This window comes from Pseudomonas sp. W22_MBD1_FP4, from assembly GCF_052113765.1.
GTDB classification, from domain to species: domain Bacteria; phylum Pseudomonadota; class Gammaproteobacteria; order Pseudomonadales; family Pseudomonadaceae; genus Aquipseudomonas; species Aquipseudomonas sivasensis.
This window is the reverse complement of record NZ_JBGQOI010000016.1, coordinates 52,599-72,733: the sequence shown is the minus strand read 5'-3', so window position 1 is coordinate 72,733 and position 20,135 is coordinate 52,599. Positions and strand designations below refer to the sequence as shown.

Here is a 20,135-nt window from a genome sequence, read left to right as displayed (position 1 = left end):
TTACCTCACCGACAACGAGGGAATCTCGAAGCCATGGTCCAGGTCCAGCAAAGGGAACACTAGGTCAGCCACACGCTGCGCTTCGTCGATCAGCGGGTAGCCCGAGAGGATGAATGCCGATACGCCCTGCGCCTGGTATTCACGCAAGCGCTCGGCGACCTGGGTTGCGCTGCCCACCAGATAGGTGCCGGCCGCCGGACGCAGGATGTCAAAGCCGAACAGGCTAGGACCGACCCATACGTTGGGGTAAATCTCCAGCTCCCTGGCCGTAGGCAGACGCCCGTCGCGCAGGGTCTGCAGGTTGCGCTGCACCTGGGGATCCTCGCTGACGTAACTGTCCAGCGTCGCGCCCGCAGGCAATTGCCCCGCCACGCTATCAAGGGCGGTTTGCAGCGAGGTGCGCTGCAACAGCAACTCGGCGTGGGCCCACGCTTCTTCCTCGGTCTCGCGCACGATGATCTGCAAGCGTGTACCGAAACGCAGGGTGCGCCCGCGCTTGGCGGCCTCGGCGCCGACGCGGCGAAACTTGTCACCCAAGCGTGGCGGGGTGTCGGCAAAGCTCAGGTACACGTCGAGCAGGTCGGCTGAATGAGCCACACCGGCATCGGACGTGCCCGCGCCCCAGAACTCGATGGGCGTGGATTGCGTCGGCGCCAACCAACCGCCCAAGGGGTGATTGGCGTCTTGCGGGTCACGCGGCGCCAAGTTGATGTACTTGCCTTCAAAGCCCTGGGTTTCGCCTGCATACACGCTGCGAAACGCGCGCCAGTATTCGCGGCTGAAGTTGTAGCGCTCATCGTGGGAGAAATGTACGCCCAATGACGCCAGGCCGCTGTCATCGCCGTTGACCAGGTTGAGCAACAAGCGTCCACCTGAATACTGATCGAAGCTCAATGCCCACTTTGCCAGCACCGCCGGCGACAACTCGCCAGGGTACTGCGCCACTAGGAAACGCAGGTGCTTCGTGGCGTCGATCAATGCGGCGGCGGTGGCCAGATTGGCATTGGGGCTGGTGCCCAGCAGCGAGCCATAGTAGCCGAGCCGATCGGCGACCACGGCAATCTGTTTGAGTTGCTCGAAGCCGGTCACCCAGCGCCCGGCTTCTTCCCATGGGTACGGGCCGTCGGGAGTGGTGAGGTACCACAAGAGTTTGATCGTCATGCTTTGTCACTCCAGTAAAAAGGTCAGAGATGCACGCAACGGCATGGTTTTAGAATCGGGTCAGCGCACTGATACCAAAGGTGCGTCGATCGCCCCGCGCGTCCCAGGCCACATCGAAGGGCAAGGGCACGCTGTCGGTTTTGTATTGTTTGTCGGTAAGGTTGTTGACGTAGGCGGTCAGGTCCAGGTCCAGCCCCCCGCCGAAGTGGTAGGTGGCGCTGGCGCTGCTCAGTGTGTAACCGCCCTGGGAGACGCTGTGGTCTTCCTGGGCAGTAGGCAGGAAGTAGATGCGGCTCTGGTAGCGCCAGTCGCTGCCGAAATTGAGCGAGGCACCGTTGTCCAGCGGGATCCGGTAGCTGGCGCCCACCGCCAGGGTGCGCGACGGCGAACGCGCGATGCGGTTGCCGGAGTAGTCAACGCCACCGGATTCGAAGTCCTGCAATTGGGTGTGCAACAAGCCCGCCGAGGCATTCAGGTGCAGGTTGTTGATCGGCAAGGCTTCAAGCTCGAACTCGGCGCCGCGAATCACGCCTTTGCCGCTGTTGGTCAGCAACGACACCACCTGGCCGTCGCGCACCGACACGGCGTTGACCTGAATATCCGAGTAGTCGTAGTAGAAGACGTTGGCGTTGGCGGTCAGGCGCTCATCGAACCACTCGCTCTTAACGCCCAGTTCGTAGGCGTCGACGTTTTCCGGCGCCACCACCGAGGCCTCGGCCTGCACCAGCGCACCACCGCTAAAACCGCCGGAGCGGAAGCCCTTGGCATAGCGAAAATACACACGGGCGTTGTCGTTGAGCTGGTACTCGGGGGTGATGTCGTAGGTGAGTTTGTTCCAAGTGCGCTTCTCGTCCTGGACCACGGTCGTGACCAGCGGCCCGGTGTAGTGCTTCCACCATTGGTCCGCACTGCCGAACGACACATCGCTGCTGCCGGGGGCCGCGACCCGTTGCAGGTCGATATCCTTGGTTTCACGGGTCCAGCGCAGGCCGGTGGTAAGGCTCAAGGGGTCGCTGACCTGCCAGGTGGTGCTGCCGAATATAGCGAAGCTGTCGGTGTTCTGGTCGATAGAGGTCCTGCCGTAATCGGCGACGCCGAACGCCTGGTTGTAGTCGGCCGGCAGCAACGCGCTGCTGGCGGCGCTGTCCAGGTGTTCGTGGAACAGGTGGGTACCGATGATCCAACTGACCGGCTGGTGCTTCGCCGACGATAATCGCAGCTCCTGGGACGCTTGCTTCCAGTGGTCATCGGAATAGGAACGGCCGAACTCGTAAACACTCATGTTCGGGCCTTGGGCCTTTTCCTGGATGTCGTCGAACGCGGTGATCGAGTCCAGTTGCAGGTCGCCCAAGTTCCACTTCAACGCCAACTGCACACCATTGTGCTGGATGCGATCGTCGCCCTTGCCGGTGAACGCCGCGTGCCCGGTATTCGGCTTGGGGGCCGGGCCGAACAGCGTGGTGCCACCCGGCCCCGCACCCCAGGCACGCGTGGCGATGCCCTGGCCTTTGTAGTCACGGGCATGCAGTTGCAGGGTGGCTTGCAGGTCATCATTGATTTGCGCCAGCAATTGCAGGCGCAGTGCCTGGTCATGGATATCGCCGACAGTGTGACCGTCCACCTGGTTTTTCAATTGTCCGTCGCTGCTCTGGTCGATGAACGACACGCGTGCGGCGAGTTTGTCCTTGAGCAAGGCACCGCCGTAGGCGCCCTCATACAGCTTGGCGTTGTAATTGCCGGCATCGGCCTTGAGGTAGCCCGCGGGGTCTTCAAAGGTGGGTTTGCGCGAGACAAAGTTGATCGCGCCGCCGGTGGTGTTTTTGCCCCACAGCGTGCCCTGAGGGCCGCGCAGGACTTCGACACGCTCCATGTCATACAGCGGGAAACCGGTAGCGACATGCGGGTCGATGTAAACGTCGTCGGTGTAGATGCCTACCGGGTAGACCGTGGTCGAAGCCATGTCGCCGGAGCCCATGCCGCGGATGTACCAGCGGGGCCGCTGGTGCCCGGAGAACTCCGGGGCGATGGCATTGGGCACGTTGCGCAAGGCCTTACCAGCGCTGAAGCCGCCACCGGTAGCCTCGATGTCCTTGGCACTCACCACGGAGATCGCAGACGGCACATCCTGCACGGACTCTTCGCGCTTTTGCGCGGTGACCGTCACGGTGGGCAGCGCATCGTTGCTAACGGCTGCTGGCGTGTCGCCGGCGAAAGCCATCTGACCGTGCAGCGCCAAGGTGCCGGCAATGGCCCAGGACAGGCGGTTGTAGCGAAAATGCGCTGGCATGGGCTTAGCGTCCTTGAGTCGGCTTGGCAGGTGCGCGGCTCGACAGCAATGCGCGTGCGTCTTGCAGCGGCTGGGGGGCGACCCATTGGGTAAGGTCGAAGTCGTGTTCGAGGAAGCCGTGGCGATAAAGGAAGTTCTTTTGCAGCGCAAGGTATTCCAGGCGTTCGGCCGACAGGTCAGGGTGCAGTGAGGTGTGAAAGTCACCGCGATAGGCCGCCTCCACACCGGCACTGGCGGCACGGGTTTCTTCCGCCAGGATGCCGCGCAAGGCGTCGAGATTCTGGCTGGCCCAATCCGCGGCGCGCAGGGTTTGTGCGAGAAAACGCACGACGACTTCGTAGTGCTCGTCCAGCAGGTTCTGGTGGATGGTGATGGGCCGTGGCGTGCCGTTGTTGATGCGTTGGCGCGGCGTGGCGACCTGATCCAGGTCGATGCCCACCACCAGCCCGAGTCGCTGGGCGGCGTCGGCGGCGGAGGCGCCTTTGACGTACACCGCGTCCACTTCACCGCGTACCAGGTAGTCCAGGCCCGACCACATGCGCTGCAAACCTTCCTCCGGTGGCAGGCTGTCGTCGCGGGGGTGCAATGCCACTTCCACCAGGTCGACATCACTGAAGTCCAAGCCCGCCAGCGACAACGCGCCTTTGTAGCCAGACAAGCTCATGGCGCGGGCGATGCTGCCGGGACGGTCTCCCACCTCCCAAGCCGGCAGCGCCAGACGTTTGCCGCGCAAATCGGCAGGCGAGCGGATACCCGAGTCGGGACGTACGAGGAGGGTTTGCCATTCCTCGATCCAGGTCAGACCGATCAGGCGCGTCGGTGTACCTGCGCCGCGCGCGGCCAGGGCCGGCACGTTGCCGCCTTCGCGAAACAGCCCAGGCAGTTCGTGATCGTAATGGTGACGCCCTAGTTGCTGGGTGTCCTGCAAGGTGGCGACGCGGATACCGTTGCCGGCGAATTCTTCGCCCAGCCAACCCAACTTGAACGCAATACCGGAAGCGGTGGGCACTGGGCAACGGGTGAACCACAACGTGTCCAGCGTGGAAGTAGGCAAGTGGGTAGCAATGGGCATGGGAACTCCGATCAACACGAATGAAAGACCCGACAACGGGGAGATACGCAGCCCTTCGCAACGACCATGCCAACAGAGCAACCTGTTGATTTAAATGAAATTAAGCTGAAGCCCATGCCTGGAAAAAAACCGACTGTTGCCTGCGCAGCAGGCCACCAGCAACCATTGCTGCTGTTGCCACAATCCTCAGCACCCGCGCCCTGCCACAGCCCGCACATGCGGGCGAACGGGCGCTGGCGCAAAACTTGCTCTGCACACGGGTGGACCTTCTTTTTTATCTGCCCAGCGAGACTTTCATTCATGAGCGACATCGCCCCTCCTCTTCCCCTACGCAGCGAACGCCAGGCCGTGGACGCCGCCATTGCCGCCGCCGTGCGGATCGCCCAACTGGCCAACGATCCTGCACATAACGAGCAGTTGCCCAGCCTCCAGGCCCAATGGCTCAGCGATTACGGTCTGACCGCGATAGGCGTGCCTGAGACGCTGGGTGGGCTGGGGGCGTCGGTACAGACCCAGGTAGAGGTGGTGCGGATCATTTCCAGCGCCGACGGTGGCGTCGGCCAATTGCTGCAGATTCACTATGTGATGCTGCGCGGCATCTTAGAGGACTACAGCGAAACGGCACGCCAACGCATCGTCAACGATGTATTGGCCGGCAAGCGCTTGGCCAACGCCCTGGCTGAAGTCGGCGGGAAGAACAAATTTGCCTTGAAGACCCGTGTGGAGCGCCGCGCAGATGGGCAACTTGTGCTCAACGGCAGCAAGTTCTACTCGACCGGTGCCTACCTGGCCGACTGGATCTGGCTGGCCGCCGCCTCGGAGCAAGGCGGCGCGGGTATCTGGCTACACCGCGACACCCCGGGTCTGACCTTGGTGGATGACTGGCGCGCCTTCGGTCAGCAGCACTCGGTGAGCGGCACTGTGCGGTTTGAAGAGATTATCCTCGATCCGGATTTCGTGTTGCTGCGCGAAGGACCGATGAAACGTACCGGGCTGACCTTTCCCCAGATTCTGCACGCTGCCATCGACGCCGGCATTGCCGCCGGCGCCCTGCAGGCAGGAGTCGAGTACCTGCGCCAGCACGCTCGGCCCTGGGTGGAAAGTGGTGTAGAACGCGCCAGCGAAGAGCCTCATGTTATCCGCCAGATCGGCGAATTTGCTGTGGCCTTGCGCGCGGCAGAATCACTGCTGCGCGAAGCCGCGCGGTTGTTCGACCAGCACCTGCTGGATGAGCACGACACGGCCTTGCAGAGCGAGCTGATCCTGGCGGTGGCGACAGTGCGAGCCCATTCCGACAGCGCGTCGCTGAAGATATCCAGCGAGATGTTTTCCCTGCTCGGCGCCAGCTCGGCGCTGAGCAAATGGAACCTCGACCGTTTCTGGCGCAACGCCCGCGTGCACACCACCCACGATCCGATTCGCTGGCGCCTGCACCATGTGGGCAACTACTACCTCAATGGCGTGGACCCTGGCGAATACACCGCTATCCTGGCCAAGGGTGAACAGGGGCGCAAGGCGGATTGAGCGTTGCCACAACGGCCTAGGCGCAGACTACTTGGTTACGTCGGGCCTGCTTGGTGCTGTAGCAGGCAAGGTCGGCACTGCGCAGCAAGGCTTCGGTGCTTCGGCCTTTGATGGTGATGGTTGGCGACGGCGGCTTCCGGTTCACCGTGCAAGAGCCTGTCAACGCATCGGAACAACGCCTTGCGATGGCGATCATCCTGTGGAACAACCCTGGCCAACTGGCACACCGAGCCTTACAGCCGCTGGGCGTTCCAACATGTAGAGCAGTTGGTGCTCTGTGTGAGCATCGCTCGCGCCGAACAGTCACAGGTGTTGACTATCTGACACCACTCGTGGGCCACGCCAGGTTGTCATTCGAGTTTCAGCGCCTTCCCGACGCACAACTGAACCGGTGGATCCAGCTGGTGGTACTAGCCCGACGTATTGTGGACCTGACCCAGGCCGCACCTGAGGACGATTCGGGAGCACTCTCATGAACGCGATCTTCGCCATGCCGAACAGCACCATGCTCAACCAGGTGCTACACGAGTTGCGCCAAGGCCACCTTCAACGCTGTCGCGCCTTGGGTTTGGCTGAAGAGGACCTCGAGATCCTGCAATCACTGCCACCCACCACACTGTCTCGTTTAGCCGGCGCCACCTAAACCCAAGCCATCAGCCGACACTTCGATCCAGTTCCGCTACATCGGCAAGCCCCAAAAAATCATGCCCCGCTCGCTGCTGCCTCGGCGACTCATACTGGCAACCAAATTATTCGCCTTCAAAAAACTGCGTAAGCGTCCGGTCAAGTCACCTTCCCAATGCTTTTGATAGCCAAAGGGCGCTTCGAAAGTGCCCTTCCAGGGGCTTACACGGATTTACCGAAGTTTTAGGCTGCACAGTGATGAGCATAGCTATTCAACGTCGAACGTAATCTACCCATTCGTATCGCAAGCCGTTGTGTTCTCTGACACCATGGCGCGAGACCTCGGTGAACGCATTCTCGAATTCTGGAAACTCAGTATCACCCTCCTGATCGTCATGGAAGAGAGTGAGGTAAAGCCGATCTACCCTATGGATAACTTGGCTATAAATCTCAGACCCTCCACCAATATGAATCTCCTCAGGGTTATCCTGCGCCGCACGCTCAAGTGCCGAATCCAGTGATCGACAAACAATCGCATCATCTCTACTAAAGGTGGGGTCGCGAGATAGCACGATATTGGGGCGTTTCGTGAGCGCCTGGCCACTTAATACAATGATCGATTCGAAAGTTTTTCGGCCCATGATCACGGGCTTTCCAATCGTCTTTTCGGCGAATCGCTGAAGGTCATCAGGAACGACGCGCAACAGGCCCCGGCGTTTGCCAATCGAACGGTTTTGCGCCCCCATGCCTGCCACCAATGCGATAGGTATTTGCAATGTGCATCCTCCATGAAGTGGTTGTTGAGTAACCTATGATGTTTCTCTGGGGCGAGAATATGGGAGCGGTTGACGTTGGTATAAGATTTGTTACGCATAACCTTAGAAACCATGTAAGCATCCGCCGAACACGCGTTGCGTAGTTAAACGGGCGCCCCCCTTATGCGGAAGCAACGCTGTAATCTCACTCGCCCGCTGCGTCGGCAGCCGCGTCAGCACATCTTTGAGATAGGCATACGGATCATGCCTATTTATGCGCCCCGACTGGATCAACCTCATGATCGCAACTGCCCGCTTGCCGCTGCGAAGCGACCCGGCGAACAGCCCGTTCGAGCGCCCAAGCGCCAACGGCCGGATCAAGTTCTCGATCTGGTTGTTGTCGATAGGCACAGCACCATCTTCCAGGTAGCGCATCAGTGCTACCCAGCGTTTAAGGCTGTAATCCAGGGCCTTGGCCGTAGCTGATCCCTCGGGCACAAGTTCACGCTGGGCCAGCATCCATTCATGCAGTTTTTCAGCGATGAGTACCGCCGTTTCCTGGCGTAATCGCCAACGGTCTTCGTCGATCATTTCCTTGGCGTGTCACTCGACTTCGTATAGCCCACCAATCGAGTGAAGCGCCTGCTCCGCCAACTGGCTTTTATTCGCGACGTGCAGATCGAAGAACTTGCGGCGCGCGTGGGCCATGCAGCCGATTTCGGTGATGCCTAGCTCGAAGCTTGCCTTGTAGCCGGCGAAGTCGTCACAGACCAGGTTGCCGTTCCACGTGCCCAGGAAGTTACGCGCATGTTCGCCGGCACGGCTGGGGCTGAAGTCGTAGACCACTGCCTTGAGTGCCGAGAATGGCGTGCTGCTTTAGGCCCAGACGTAAGCGCGGTGGGTTTTCTTCTCTCCTGGAGCCAGCATTTGTACCGGTGTTTCATCGGCGTGAACTACGCGCTGGGCCAGCACTGCTTCGCGCAGCGCATCGACCAGTGGCTGAAGCTGCACGCCGGTTTGCCCCACCGACTGCGCCAGTGTCGAGCGCGGGATGGCCAGGCCCGCACGGCCGAAGATCTTTTCCTGTCGATAGAGCGGCAGGTGGTCGGCGAATTTGGCTACCATCACGTGCGCCAGCAGGCCGGCAGTTGGGATGCCCTTATCGATCACCTGCGGCGGTACCGGCGCCTGGATCAGCATTTCGCACTGCCGGCAGGCCCATTTCCCACGCACACGCTGTTCGACGGTGAACACGCCCGGCGTGTAGTCCAGCTTATCGCTGACGTCTTCACCGATGCGCTGAAGCTGGCAGCCGCAAGCGCACTGAGTGTTGTCTGGCTCGTGATGAATCACAGTCCGCGGGAACTGCGGCGGCAACGGCGCGCGCTTGGGTTGCTGGCGTGGTTCTGCCTGGACAGGTGATGGATGAAGAGCTTTTAGTTCGGCCTCGATGGCTTCAAGGTCGGTATTGAGCAGGTCTTCGAGCAAGCTGCTTTGCGCTGGGCTGATCTGTTTGCTGCCAAGGCAAGCCAAGTACCAGCGCCTGAAGTTGTTGGAGGTCGAGTTCCACCTCCGTCCCACGATGGATGCTCGGCCAATGAAACTTGCCCTGGTTCAACCGCCGCGCCGCCAGCCAGATACCGACGCCATCATGCACCAGCACCTTCATGCGGTTGGCCCGGCGGTTGGCAAAGAGGTAGGCGCAGTGCGGCTTCGCCGTACCGAATACTGCAATCACTCTGGCCGATGCGGTCTCAGTGCCGGCACGCATGTCCATGGGTTCAGTGGCGAGCCAGAAGGCATCGACGCGAATCATTGGGTCAGGCCACGAATAAAATACGCGCAGCCGTCCGGATCCTACGCTGGCCATTTTACGGTGATGGATTTATTGCCCAGAGGCAGCGAGATGATCACCATCTCGTCTGTTGCTCGTCTTGGTACCGCTTTACGGGAACGAAAGGCGGCAAGGTTGCAGTTGATTCATCCCGGTAAAGCGGTAGCCACTTGCGGACAACGTTGGCGTTGATGCCATGATGGATAGTCACGTTGGAAATCGTCGCTCCGGGCTGGAGGCACTCCTGGACGACCTGGGCTTTGAATAGTTTGGGGTAAGACCTGCGTTGGCGCACGGAAATCCTGGCGATAAGGGTGATCGCGTCCGCTTAAAAATACGCGAACACCATCGCCCTAAATACTGGAGTTCGGTAGGTGTGTTCGCCATCCGCTTACAAAACTGCGCCAATCGGAGCTGCTGTACTGGCTACCTTGGTCGGAGTCAACTATCACCTCCTGCTTCGGTTTACGCCTCCAAACCACCATCAATAACGCATCAATGGCCAAATCACTGGTCATTTGCGACTTCATTGACCAGCCAACGACCTGACGAGAAAACAGATCCAAGACCACAGCCAAATACAGCCAGCCTTCGTAGATAACTGAGAGACACCTCGGCTGCCCAACATCCCGATCACAAGAGTAATGAGTGCGCATACCCCGAATGCAGCAATTAATTTGCTGGACAATTTCGCATCACGAAACCATGCCATAAGACTTCTCCTAAATATCTGCCTGAGGAAATGGAGCAAGAAACCAGGCACACTGAAAGTCGCAGCACAGGCTCGTTTGGTTTGATCGGCATCGTGATTCAGCGCTTTAATGCCGTCGGTTCGCATACATGGATGCCGAGCAAGTCACACCCTGGATGCCGGTGTCGCTCCGTAACAGGCGTTTCGGAGCGCTCTTGCAGAGGGGATCATCAGCTAGTATCGTTAAATGTAAATGGAAACACTTCCTACTAGCGAGCACTGCGCGCCCCTATGGTTCCTCCCGTCTTGCAATCAATGCCCGCCCCCTACTCGACGACCCGTATCTACCTGCATTGGCTGTCGGCGCTGGTCATCCTCTGGGCCACAGTGAGCGGCTTTGGCGTGGCTTTGCTTCCCGTGAATTATCCACTTCGCCAGTGGGTGGAAGCCTTCAATCCACAAATAACCTCGCTGTTCATTCCGATATTTGCCTGGCGTCTTTGGCTGTACCTTAAGTCACCGTTCGAACAGTCCTGTGGTGCTGCAAGTCTACAAAGACGCATCGCGAAGATTACCCACACACTGGTCTATGTCTGTGTGAGCGGTGTATTGCTGACCGGTGTGATGATGATGAACCACCCAGTCATGCTCCTGGGTGTCATGCCCTTACCGCAGATACTTCATGCGCTGCCAACCTTGGCAGAAGCCCGGCAGGTGCATCATGTGCTCTGCGCCATACTGGCTACATTAGTGGTGTTGCATCTGTCTGCGGTGTTGTGGCATCAGCTTCGGGGCCGATCGGTGTTGGGGCGCATGCTGTAAAGTTCAGTTGTCATCTCTCAGCGCTTTAGCGCTTAGACGCTGATCGATATTAAACAACAGCCTGGCCAGCCTGAAAAATCCTGTACGCCTTCATACACTTGAGTACAAATTCTGAATCAGGAAAGCGGCGTCTCCAAAAATTCGTTAAGTATCGCATCAACCAAATTTCTCAACAAAGGGCCTCCCGCCCCTGGGTGCGGCCTCAGTACGTGACAAACCTGCGAAAGTTTAGGCAAACCTCCTGCCACCTCAGTCAACCCCTCCGTTATGTTCCTGCTACTAAGAAGTGTAACGCCGAGCCCATTCAAGACAGCAGCCTTTATCCCCTCCCTACTTGGGCACTCAAATACGCTTTCAAGCTTCAAGCCAACTTCTTCCAACTTCTGCTTTGCGGCAAGACCATAAAAGCTGTTTTTATCGAAGGAGACGAAAGGTACACGACCATTGAATACCAATGGGTGATTGACCGACTCTACCCAGTGCAAGTCCTCGCGCCATAACTCAGTATCGCCAGGCATTTTTTGATGAACGAAAACTTGCAAAATAGCCAAATCTATCTCTGATGTATTCAGCCATTCACTCAACAGCAGACTTTGAGCCACCCTGATATTTATCGAAGCGAGGGGATTTGAGCGTCGAAAACGTCCAAAGACAGCTGATATTTTACTGTCAATCGCATCTTCGGTAGTTCCTAATCTGATCTCACCCGACAAATCGGAGCGTTTGAAAAACTCAACGGCTTCATCATGTATCGCGACTAGACGATTAGCAAAACTAAGCAACTGCAAACCATCAGCAGTCGGCATCAGTCCCTGATGACCTTTACACAAAATTGGACGCCCCAGTTTTTCCTCCAGGCGAGAAATTTTATGGCTGACGGCAGACTGGGTTAAATGAAGCTTCTCTGCGGCCCGAGTGACCCCACCAAGCTCCAGCACCGTTTTGAACGCTCGCAGGGAATCGATATCTAATCGCATCACTAGCACCATGCCACCACACCGTGAATGCGAAATCTTAATGTAATGAAAGCCAAGCGTCACGCGCGACGGCGCGTTCCAGATGCGCCCGTTGACGTGACTGCCTTGATGCCGACGAGCCACGAACACGGGCCCGGCCACAATCGTTACTTCAGAATGACGTACAGCTTGCGCATGGTTTGAGAAATACTCCAAGTTCCGTAAGTATCGGCTTCAAAAAAGAATGTATCGCCCACACCGAACTCAAGGGTTTCCTCACCATCCGGTGTAAAGCTCCCTGCCCCCGTCAAAAAGTGCATGACTTCGGCCTCCTTCACCGAACGACGATAACGCCCCGGCGTACATTCGAATACGCCAGCATCAACCGACTCCCCCCCTATTTCTACTTTGACTCCTGACAGGCTAACAACGGGCGAGCCGGGAAGTCCCACTTCACCCCATGGAGCCAAATCAGGCAGGCGGGATGGATCGCTGAGTTTCTGTACTTTCATAAGCGCGCACCTCAACTGTTGTTATCGACGATACCCTATAAAACGACGCGCTAGGCGCTACCTGAAACCAACTACCAAACCATCCTCTCAGGCTTAGGAGTCCAAGTTACTTAAACTCCACTCGGCACAGGAAAAGCAAGCACAACGAAAATCCACAACACCGTTATTGTTACGCAAACCACAGCAAAACAGCCCATGACAAAATTCGATCCAGGCATGACAACATGTCAATTTCCGGCATCGATGCAGTGGGATAAAGTCAATTCACAACCACACATCCTGTTGGAAAAAACAAAAATGAAACTAAAACAGCATAAAGTCCTGACCTTCGATGTCGTCGGCACCCTAATTGATTTTGAACAGGGTGTAGTGAACTACATCCGCCCTGTCGCTGAGAAAGCTGGCCGAGGCGACCTGACAGATGAGCAGATTCTTCTGAGCTTCGCTGCCGCTGAAACCGCTCTCCACGCCAAAACTCCGGGCGTAACATTCACCACAATGCTCCCCCACATCTATCGCATCATGGCGTCCGAGTTTGGCCTTTCTCAAGCGGACGCAGATGTCGAGGGTCTGCGTATGTCCATCTCCGACTGGCCGGCCTTCCCGGACTCGATCAATGCGTTAAAACAACTGCGCAAGCACTTCCGCTTAATAGCCGCGAGTAATGCTGACAATTGGTCTGTTCGCGAAATGGCGAAGACGCTACAGGAACCATTCGACGACATCGTGACCGCCGAGGATGTCGAAAACTGCAAACCCAATCCTCAGTTCTTCTCGTATTTGCGCGGTACCCAGCGGGTGCATGGATATCATCTCGAAGATTACATGCACGTAGCGCAAAGCCAATTCCACGACATCGGCGTCGCCAAACAACTGGGGTACGCGGTGTGCTGGATCGAGCGCCGTCATGACCAGGAAGGTTTTGGCGGTTCGCCCACACCGAAAGAAGGTGTAACCCAACCAGACTATCACTTCAGAACCTTGGGCGAATTTGCTCAAGCGGTTGAGTCGGAGCGATAAGCCATAACTCATGCTCAAGCAGCCAAGATGATGAATGAGTTACACCTGAAGTTGACCAGGTGTAACCAACTTATCGGATGCTAAAGGCAGGCGTACTAATCAACGGGGCTCTTGTAGACACGAAGCAACCGGAAAATTTGCGATAGCAGAGGCTTAATCATGCGTACGGCACCGGACTTGAAAAGTCTCAAACAGCATGGAAAAACTTCGTACCCCCCTCCGAAGGCCGGCCATGTCGTAACGACTGAATCCGCATCCTGAGACCGGGAGAACCAATTTGTACCGCAATGGATCAAGCTGCAAATCGGGAATGCGCTGATCGCGATTCCCCAGGCCCAGAGACAGCAGGCGCCGAGCCTTAATATCGCGATTGATCTGATCACAGGATTTGCCTGCCCGCCCGGGGAAAGCCAGCAATGGCCAAGTTACTCGAAGCCTGAAACGTGACCAACATTTCCGCGCGCTCAGACTGGATGTCAGACAAGTGAGAGCTGTGAGCTTTTTCAGTCCGTGTCGGAGCGACCACGACAGGCAATCGGCTGAACCCCATGAGGGGCATGCTCGCAACTGTTCAGCATCGCGGCTGGAGCGGCTGCCTGTGGAAAGCTGCTGCTGTACAGAACGGCATTTCCCTTCGCGTTTTCCAGTAACGGCAGCGAAGCTGCGCCTCTTAAACGAATTGCCAGCGGAGGGGTTGCCGCTTTCAGCTGGCCCTGCCCCCCCAAAGATCCAGACAATTCGCCCAGCCCTGCATCATGGTCCGGCGCTGCTCGACATATTCCGCGTGATTGTAGGCCGCACTAACTTTGTCCGGATCCGCATGAGAAAGCTGAGCACCTACCCACACCTTCGGGTACCCGATCTCGTTCAGCGCCGTCGATATCGTCGCCCTCACCCCATGACCAGCGAGTTGATCAGCGTACCCCATCCGACGTAACGCGCAATTCAGAGTGTTCTCGCTGATGCGCTTGTTAAGGTCGCTTCGGTGCGCAAATAAGTAGCGTTGCGCGGGGAAAACCTGATCAAGCACATACCGCACTACCTCCAGAGCCTGAAACGACAGCGGGACGATGTAGGGCGGCACATTTTGGGCCTGCTTCCCAGGTTTCCCATCGCTAGCTGGAGTTGTTTCACCACTTCCGCTGGCATGACCCACAAACGCTTTTCCAGATCGAACTGATCGGGTGTCGCCAACCGTAACTCGCCCCTACAGACTCCGGCCAGCAACAACAACCGAAGGCCAAACCGAATTTGGTTCGCGCCATCGTAGTTTCGAAAAGCAACCATCAACCCCGGGAGCTCGCCCATACGAAGAAATGGATTGTGCGTTACCGAAAGCTTAGGGATTTCGACCACATCAACGGCTGAAGCCGGATGGTGTTCCAGCCCCTGGATTTTTAACAGCGCATAGCGAAACAAATTGATTGAACTAGGTTGGGCATTTTTCCGCTGTCGTTAAAGCCATGCGCTGTTTGATCTTGCTCAGTAGATCCAGCATATAGTGACGATTGATATCGTGGATAAACCTCTCACCCAGTACGGGCAAGACGTCTTTATTGAAGATTCGCAAGATCTGCGAGAGCGTACTCTGACTCCCTTCTTTCAGGCTCAGCCTTCGGAACCCCACCCACTGATTGAACACGGCCTCGAAGGTATGCTCTACAGCAAAACGTACAGCAAGCCGCTGTTGTTTACAGTACTCATAGGGATTGATTCCTTGGGCAACCAAGGCGCGCGCATCATAACGTCGTGTACGCGTTTGCCTGAGGGATATTTGTGGATAACTAAGGACATGCGCTTCCGCTTGCCTGCCCAGTAATAACGGAAGAGCTAAACTTTTCCGCCTCTGGCCGTCACATTGAGAGTGAGACCATCGTTGTCATCGAGGGTGCACTCATTAGCGATGATTCGGGCGTGCCGAACTGTCATTTCTGAGAGTGCCATCGCGAGCTCCTGAACAGAGTCAGGGGCCAGATGCTCATCTCGCTACGCAATCTGCTCCAGCATTAAACCGATTCAGTAATCGTCAGAATCCTGGACTCAATTCTGGACTTAAACGCACCGGATAGCGCTGGATTTCAATGGTTCCCGCCGGAACGAAAAAAGGACCCGAAGGTCCTTATTCAATCGCTTACATAATTCAGTAGAACTATGCAGCGCTATATTTGGAGCGGGAAACGAGACTCGCATCTAGCGTCCGACCCATTGAAATCTAAGGGGTTTCTTTTCTTGCCGGAGCAGGAAAAGACTCAATTCTGGACTTGTTTTCAGAGTGTATCAAGAGCAAAAAAGGAGTGACTCCAAGCCAAGCTACTGGATTCTACCCGTAGCCAATCGTACGAACGATCATCAAGCTGGCGGTGGCAATTGTGCAGGATCAACTGAAGATGAGTCACCGCCAAAAAGACGCCTCAACCTCCCCCACTCACCGGTCAACTCACAACCGACGTCTATCGGCAGACATTCAAAAGCACAAGTATCCGGTGTACTGTCGCGGCGTGGGTGGAGCCTATGCGATGCCACCTAATAGATAGGTGTCCAGTCCCAGCACCGCCAAACTAGATGTGCTTGATGAATGTTGGCGTTGGCATGTCGCTTTACCTAAGCTGAGCATGAGGATAATGTGATGGCACGTTAATGCCGCTCATTAGAAAATGTGACGCAGGTGAACGCCCGCTTTGGAAATGGTGGCAGCCCATCGGGGCGGACACCTGACATGGAGGTTTCGCATGGATCAGCAGTCCCCCTCCCGGCTCTCATCAGAACCCTTCCGCCGGGTTAGGCTGCAGTCAGCCTTGCACAGCAGATCAACTTCGCTTGCCACCAGAACTCCGTGCCAGCCATTCGGGAAATCGAGTGGACCAATACCGGCGTCCGAGACCAGCACGATTTCACCCTGGACATGCGTCCATCACCTACATTTCTTACCGCCGAGAACCTGCAAGCTAATAGCCTGCTGGTGTCCTGCTGCATATCACTGACCAGCCCCCCGACTGGATAGCGACCATCTGCTCAATAGAAGCGAAACCAACAAGGTGAGATGTTTTTCCGTCCGCTAGATAGAGATGACAAATTTCTAACCGACTAGTACGAGAGCTGACAAAGGAAGGACTACCATGCTAAGGATTCTGCATACTGCCGATTGGCAAATCGGCCGCCAGTATGGGCGTTTCGCACCAGAAGACGCAGCAGCTCTGGCCGAAGCCCGCCTATCGACTATCGAACGCATTGCTGCATTGGCCAATCATGAGCAGGTACAGGCTGTATTGGTTGCAGGTGACGTGTTCGATGCACAAACTGTTTCCGATCGCACCATCCGTCGCCTGTTCAACGCAATGCAGAGTTTCACCGGTCCCTGGATTATGATCCCAGGCAACCACGACGCAGCCTTAGAGGAAAGCGTCTGGAGTAGGGCTAAACGCCTGTCGGCCATTTCTGCCAATGTCCATATCGCCTTGCAACCGAACGTGATGGAGTTCGCCGAGCAAGGCTTCGCGCTACTGGCTGCACCTCTAACCCAGCGGCAGACCTACAGCGACCTAACCGACTGGTTCGACACAGCCGAAACGGCGCCCGGCCTACTGCGCATAGGGCTGGCTCATGGCAGCGTACAAGGCATCCTCGCGGAAGACATCGATTCGCCCAACCCCATTGCCCCAGACCGTGCCCGGAGGGCTCGGCTCGACTATCTGGCCCTGGGCGATTGGCACGGTCTTAAGTGCATCGATGAACGCACCTGGTACAGCGGAACCCCCGAACAGGAGCGTTTCAAAGACAATGGCGCCGGCCAGGTCCTGCTGATCGATCTTCCAGGCGCCGGGCAGCCCCCCCTCGTGGAGCCTAGATCCGTTGGCCAATACCACTGGCAACACTGGACTGAACAATTGGCCGTCGAGTCAGACCTGGAGCAACTAATCCAGCGACTGGAGCAATTACCCCACACTACCGTCCTCGACCTGACCCTTTCCGGGCAAATTGATCTGACTGAGCAGCAACGCCTCCAGCAGGCACTCTCCATGGCACAGGGCCGCTGTCGTAGTCTGGAATTCGACCTAGCCGATCTCCATCTGGAGCCTACTGACGAGGATGTTGCCGCGCTGCATGCCGACGGTTATCTGGGTGAAGTCATCGCAGAGCTGCGTGAGCGTCAACAGCACGAAGGCGCAGAAACCGCCCGCGACGCCCTAGCCATTCTGGCAGGCCTACTACGAGAACGTCTGTCACAGGAGGGTCGAGCATGAAACTTCGTCGCTTGCGCATCGAACAGCTTCGCCAGTTCCGTCAGCCCCTGGAAGTCGACGAGTTGGAGCCTGGCATCAATCTGTTCATCGGCCCCAATGAGTCCGGCAAAAGCACTCTGATACGGGCTATCCGCGCCGCTTTCTTTGAGCGCCATAGGTCGAGCAGCGTCGACGACTTGCAGCCCTGGGGGGACTCCTCGGCGGCGCCCAGCATCCGATTGGAGTTTGACTGGCAGGACGAGCGCTGGCTGCTTACCAAAAGCTTCCTCAAACAGAAGCGCTGCGACCTCCAGATAGCAGGCCAGTCGCTCAATGGTGACGAAGCCGAGGAGCGGCTAGCGGATCTGCTCGGCTATCAATTCCCCGGACGCGGCGTCAGCAAAGCCGAGCACTGGGGCATACCCGGCCTGCTGTGGATCGAACAAGGCTCAGGCCAGGACATCCATGCAGCCGTCACGTATGCCGGCGATCACCTCAAATCCGCATTGGGCGAAAGCCTAGGTGAAGTCGCCAGCAGTGCAGGAGATGAGCTGATGAATCGCGTCGAGCGAGTCCGTGCAACCCTACTGACTGGCACTGGACGTCCCACCGGTGACTATGCACGCATAAATCAGCAATACGACACGCACCAGGTACGCCTATGTGAGCTGGACGCCAGCATAGCCACTTATCGCCAGCATGTGGATCGCCTCGGAGAACTGCGTCAACTGCAGCAGGAAGATACTTCCAAGCCTTGGGAAAACTACCGCGGCCAGGCCAAGGAGGCCGACGCTCGTCTGACCGAGGTAGACAGCTGGGTACAAGAGCAGCAACACGAACAAAAGGAACTGCACAATTGCCAGGACAGCCAGCAACTCTGCCGAGATCAACTGCACAACTTCGCTAGACAGCAACAGGAGCTGGAGCAAAGAGCCAAGGCCAAGCAGAAAGCGGAAAGCACGCTGAGCGACCTGCAAACGCGTCAGCAGCAGATTGAAACCCAGCTAAGCCACGCGCAAACAGTCTACCAACAGGCTCGCGAAACCCTCAAGCTGGCCCGTCAGGAGGAGCAACGCACAGGGCTCGCCCGCGAACTGGCCCGACTAGTCCAAGAACTGACCGACATCGACGGTAACCTGAGCAAAGCCCGAGAACTGCACTCGCAGTTGCTGGAGCAGCGCGGAAAACTGCAAGCCAACCAAATCGATGTCAAACTTCTCAAGCAACTGCAAAAGCTCAACCGGGAACTGAGCGACCTCAGCATCGCCCAGCAAGCCGTGGCAACTCGGCTGCAATTCGAGCTGCTGCCGGGCCAGAGCCTGCAACTCGACAACGAATTGCTCACCGACCAGGGCGAGCGTTTGCTGCTGGAGCCTATCGATCTGCATATCGCTGGCATCGGCAAGCTACGCATTCAACCCGGCGGCGAGGATATCGCCGAGCTGGTCCGCCGTCAGCAGACCCTGCAGGACAGTATCACCGCTCTGCAGGGCAAGCTGCGGGTGGACAGTCTCGCGCAGGCCGAAGAACGTGCCGAGCAGTGTCGGACGCTCCAGGAAGAAATTCACCGCAATGAACTCCTGCTGAGCAACTGCGCATCCGACGGCGTAGATGAGCTGAGCAGCAGGCGGCGACTGGGCAAGCAACGCCAGCAAGAACTCCAAGCACAGTTGGCAGGCCTGCCGGAGTCCGCGACCACAGACGTCAGCGTAACAACATCGGAAGGCCAGCAGGAAACCGCCAGTGAACAGCTCAAGGCCACCGAACAGGCGACAACCGATTTCGAGAAGGCACTCAGCCTGGCCGACCAATCCCTGCAAAATGCCAACACCGAATGGCAAAAACTCCAGGACGAAATACAGTCCCCGACTCGCCAGAAGCACGAGAGCCAGCTCAACGCACAACTGCTCGAGTTACGTGCCATAAAGTCTGGTTTGGAGGCATCAATAGCCACCCGCCAACAACAGATCGACGCCGCCAACCCGGATGTTCTCCGTCAGGACATCGAGCGCTTCACCCGCACCGCCGACGCTCTGGAAAAGGCCGCCCAAGAGCGTGACCGGGAGCTAACCCGCTTGCAAGCTAGCCTGGAAACTCTCGGCGCCCAGGGGCTGGAGGAGCAGCGCGCAGAACTGGCCCAGGAATTCCAGTTTGCCAGCCGTCGCCGCGATGAACTTGCCCGCCGCGCCGCAGCCCTAAGCCTACTGCTGGAATCGCTCAGGGCCAAGCGTCACGAATTGACCCGCCGGCTTCAGGCACCGCTGCAACGCCACCTTAACCGCTACCTGCAACTGCTTTTCCCGCAGTCCAGCCTCAGCGTGGACGAGAACCTGATGCCCGAACAGCTGGTTCGCACCAGCAACGGCAGCGAAGAGCGCGGGGACTTTACCACCCTCAGCTTCGGAGCCCGCGAGCAGATGGGCCTGATCAGCCGTCTCGCCTATGCCGACCTGCTCAAGGAAGCCGGCCGCCCCACCCTAATCATCCTCGACGACGCGCTGGTGCATAGCGACAAGCAGCGCCTGGCGCAAATGAAGCGGATTCTTTTCGACGCGGCCCAGCGGCATCAGATTCTTTTGTTTACCTGTCATCCGGAGAACTGGCGCGACCTCGGCGTTGCCCCGCGAGACATGCAATCACTCAAAGTTAGCGCCTAA

The 20,135-nt window shown here is 57.6% G+C and carries 15 protein-coding genes and 4 pseudogenes; 7 read left to right on the top strand and 12 right to left on the bottom strand.

Going from position 1 to position 20,135, the window contains the following annotated elements; translation table 11 throughout:
• Genes ACEN2T_RS20330 through ACEN2T_RS20320 form a run of 3 tightly spaced genes read right to left on the bottom strand, consistent with a single transcriptional unit; the run spans position 1 to position 4,520 of the window.
• A complete protein-coding gene (locus ACEN2T_RS20330) occupies positions 1–1,161 on the bottom strand; it encodes an LLM class flavin-dependent oxidoreductase (RefSeq protein ID WP_442117399.1) in 1,161 nt (386 codons plus the stop codon).
• 49 nt (positions 1,162–1,210) lie between these two features.
• Positions 1,211–3,448, bottom strand: a complete 2,238-nt coding sequence (locus ACEN2T_RS20325; protein ID WP_442117398.1) for a TonB-dependent receptor — start codon at positions 3,446–3,448, stop codon at positions 1,211–1,213.
• Between the two features lie 4 nt (positions 3,449–3,452).
• Positions 3,453–4,520, bottom strand: coding sequence for an ABC transporter substrate-binding protein (locus ACEN2T_RS20320; RefSeq protein ID WP_442117397.1), 1,068 nt, complete (start codon positions 4,518–4,520; stop codon positions 3,453–3,455).
• A 300-nt stretch (positions 4,521–4,820) separates the two neighbouring features.
• Between ACEN2T_RS20320 and ACEN2T_RS20315 the strand changes: the two genes are divergently transcribed.
• The gene (locus ACEN2T_RS20315; RefSeq protein WP_442117396.1) at positions 4,821–6,044 is read left to right on the top strand and encodes an acyl-CoA dehydrogenase family protein; all 1,224 of its coding nucleotides are present in this window, start codon (positions 4,821–4,823) and stop codon (positions 6,042–6,044) included.
• A gap of 16 nt (positions 6,045–6,060) precedes the next feature.
• On the opposite strand, the gene ACEN2T_RS20310 is transcribed toward ACEN2T_RS20315, so the two are convergent.
• Positions 6,061–6,189: a hypothetical protein gene (locus ACEN2T_RS20310; RefSeq protein ID WP_442117452.1), complete on the bottom strand. Its 129-nt coding sequence runs from the start codon at positions 6,187–6,189 to the stop codon at positions 6,061–6,063.
• Here ACEN2T_RS20310 and ACEN2T_RS20305 point away from each other — a divergent pair.
• A complete protein-coding gene (locus ACEN2T_RS20305; protein WP_442117451.1) occupies positions 6,155–6,520 on the top strand; it encodes a thiamine pyrophosphate-dependent enzyme in 366 nt (121 codons plus the stop codon). The genes ACEN2T_RS20310 and ACEN2T_RS20305 overlap by 35 nt on opposite strands.
• A pseudogene (locus ACEN2T_RS20300) lies at positions 6,517–6,684 on the top strand (DUF2857 domain-containing protein); the annotation flags it as partial. The gene ACEN2T_RS20305 and the pseudogene ACEN2T_RS20300, both read left to right, overlap by 4 nt.
• Before the next feature lie 256 nt (positions 6,685–6,940).
• Here ACEN2T_RS20300 and ACEN2T_RS20295 read toward each other — a convergent pair.
• The 5 genes and pseudogenes from ACEN2T_RS20295 to ACEN2T_RS20275 all read right to left on the bottom strand — a co-directional run.
• The gene (locus tag ACEN2T_RS20295) at positions 6,941–7,444 is read right to left on the bottom strand and encodes a dihydrofolate reductase (RefSeq protein ID WP_442117395.1); all 504 of its coding nucleotides are present in this window, start codon (positions 7,442–7,444) and stop codon (positions 6,941–6,943) included.
• Between the two features lie 102 nt (positions 7,445–7,546).
• A pseudogene (tnpC, locus tag ACEN2T_RS20290) lies at positions 7,547–8,941 on the bottom strand (IS66 family transposase); the annotation flags it as partial.
• The gene (gene tnpB, locus ACEN2T_RS20285) at positions 8,880–9,239 is read right to left on the bottom strand and encodes an IS66 family insertion sequence element accessory protein TnpB (RefSeq protein WP_442117394.1); all 360 of its coding nucleotides are present in this window, start codon (positions 9,237–9,239) and stop codon (positions 8,880–8,882) included. The gene tnpB and the pseudogene tnpC, both read right to left, overlap by 62 nt.
• A gap of 94 nt (positions 9,240–9,333) precedes the next feature.
• Positions 9,334–9,552, bottom strand: coding sequence for a transposase (locus ACEN2T_RS20280; RefSeq protein WP_442117393.1), 219 nt, complete (start codon positions 9,550–9,552; stop codon positions 9,334–9,336).
• Between the two features lie 97 nt (positions 9,553–9,649).
• Positions 9,650–9,853: pseudogene (locus ACEN2T_RS20275) on the bottom strand (DDE-type integrase/transposase/recombinase); the annotation flags it as partial.
• Positions 9,854–10,263: 410 nt separating this feature from the next.
• On the opposite strand from ACEN2T_RS20275, the gene ACEN2T_RS20270 reads away from it, so the two are divergent.
• Complete coding sequence (locus ACEN2T_RS20270) at positions 10,264–10,770, top strand: cytochrome b (protein WP_442117392.1); 507 nt, start codon at positions 10,264–10,266, stop codon at positions 10,768–10,770.
• Positions 10,771–10,886: 116 nt separating this feature from the next.
• Here ACEN2T_RS20270 and ACEN2T_RS20265 read toward each other — a convergent pair whose 3' ends face one another.
• Positions 10,887–11,747 (bottom strand): LysR family transcriptional regulator, encoded by an 861-nt coding sequence (locus tag ACEN2T_RS20265; protein WP_442117391.1) that lies wholly within the window; start codon positions 11,745–11,747, stop codon positions 10,887–10,889.
• Positions 11,748–11,893: 146 nt separating this feature from the next.
• Positions 11,894–12,238 carry a cupin domain-containing protein gene (locus ACEN2T_RS20260; RefSeq protein WP_442117390.1) on the bottom strand — a complete coding sequence of 115 codons (345 nt, stop codon included), beginning with the start codon at positions 12,236–12,238 and terminating at the stop codon, positions 11,894–11,896.
• A gap of 195 nt (positions 12,239–12,433) precedes the next feature.
• Between ACEN2T_RS20260 and ACEN2T_RS20255 the strand changes: the two genes are divergently transcribed.
• Positions 12,434–13,258: an HAD-IA family hydrolase gene (locus tag ACEN2T_RS20255; RefSeq protein ID WP_442117389.1), complete on the top strand. Its 825-nt coding sequence runs from the start codon at positions 12,434–12,436 to the stop codon at positions 13,256–13,258.
• Between the two features lie 153 nt (positions 13,259–13,411).
• Here ACEN2T_RS20255 and ACEN2T_RS20250 read toward each other — a convergent pair.
• A pseudogene (locus ACEN2T_RS20250) lies at positions 13,412–15,202 on the bottom strand (tyrosine-type recombinase/integrase).
• A gap of 1,172 nt (positions 15,203–16,374) precedes the next feature.
• Between ACEN2T_RS20250 and ACEN2T_RS20245 the strand changes: the two are divergent.
• Positions 16,375–17,499, top strand: a complete 1,125-nt coding sequence (locus ACEN2T_RS20245; RefSeq protein ID WP_442117388.1) for a metallophosphoesterase family protein — start codon at positions 16,375–16,377, stop codon at positions 17,497–17,499.
• On the top strand, positions 17,496–20,135 hold the full coding sequence (locus ACEN2T_RS20240) for an AAA family ATPase (protein ID WP_442117387.1): 2,640 nt from the start codon (positions 17,496–17,498) through the stop codon (positions 20,133–20,135). Before ACEN2T_RS20245 ends, ACEN2T_RS20240 begins: the two co-directional genes overlap by 4 nt.

Excerpts from the sequence above, each read along its gene's own strand:
- ACEN2T_RS20330 (WP_442117399.1), bottom strand. The coding sequence starts at position 1,161 with ATGACGATCAAACTCTTGTGGTACCTCACCACTCCCGACGGCCCGTAC.
- ACEN2T_RS20325 (WP_442117398.1), bottom strand. The coding sequence starts at position 3,448 with ATGCCAGCGCATTTTCGCTACAACCGCCTGTCCTGGGCCATTGCCGGC.
- ACEN2T_RS20320 (WP_442117397.1), bottom strand. The coding sequence starts at position 4,520 with ATGCCCATTGCTACCCACTTGCCTACTTCCACGCTGGACACGTTGTGG.
- ACEN2T_RS20315 (WP_442117396.1), top strand. The coding sequence starts at position 4,821 with ATGAGCGACATCGCCCCTCCTCTTCCCCTACGCAGCGAACGCCAGGCC.
- ACEN2T_RS20305 (WP_442117451.1), top strand. The coding sequence starts at position 6,155 with ATGGTGATGGTTGGCGACGGCGGCTTCCGGTTCACCGTGCAAGAGCCT.
- tnpB (WP_442117394.1), bottom strand. The coding sequence starts at position 9,239 with ATGATTCGCGTCGATGCCTTCTGGCTCGCCACTGAACCCATGGACATG.
- ACEN2T_RS20270 (WP_442117392.1), top strand. The coding sequence starts at position 10,264 with ATGCCCGCCCCCTACTCGACGACCCGTATCTACCTGCATTGGCTGTCG.
- ACEN2T_RS20265 (WP_442117391.1), bottom strand. The coding sequence starts at position 11,747 with ATGCGATTAGATATCGATTCCCTGCGAGCGTTCAAAACGGTGCTGGAG.
- ACEN2T_RS20260 (WP_442117390.1), bottom strand. The coding sequence starts at position 12,238 with ATGAAAGTACAGAAACTCAGCGATCCATCCCGCCTGCCTGATTTGGCT.
- ACEN2T_RS20255 (WP_442117389.1), top strand. The coding sequence starts at position 12,434 with ATGACAAAATTCGATCCAGGCATGACAACATGTCAATTTCCGGCATCG.
- ACEN2T_RS20245 (WP_442117388.1), top strand. The coding sequence starts at position 16,375 with ATGCTAAGGATTCTGCATACTGCCGATTGGCAAATCGGCCGCCAGTAT.
- ACEN2T_RS20240 (WP_442117387.1), top strand. The coding sequence starts at position 17,496 with ATGAAACTTCGTCGCTTGCGCATCGAACAGCTTCGCCAGTTCCGTCAG.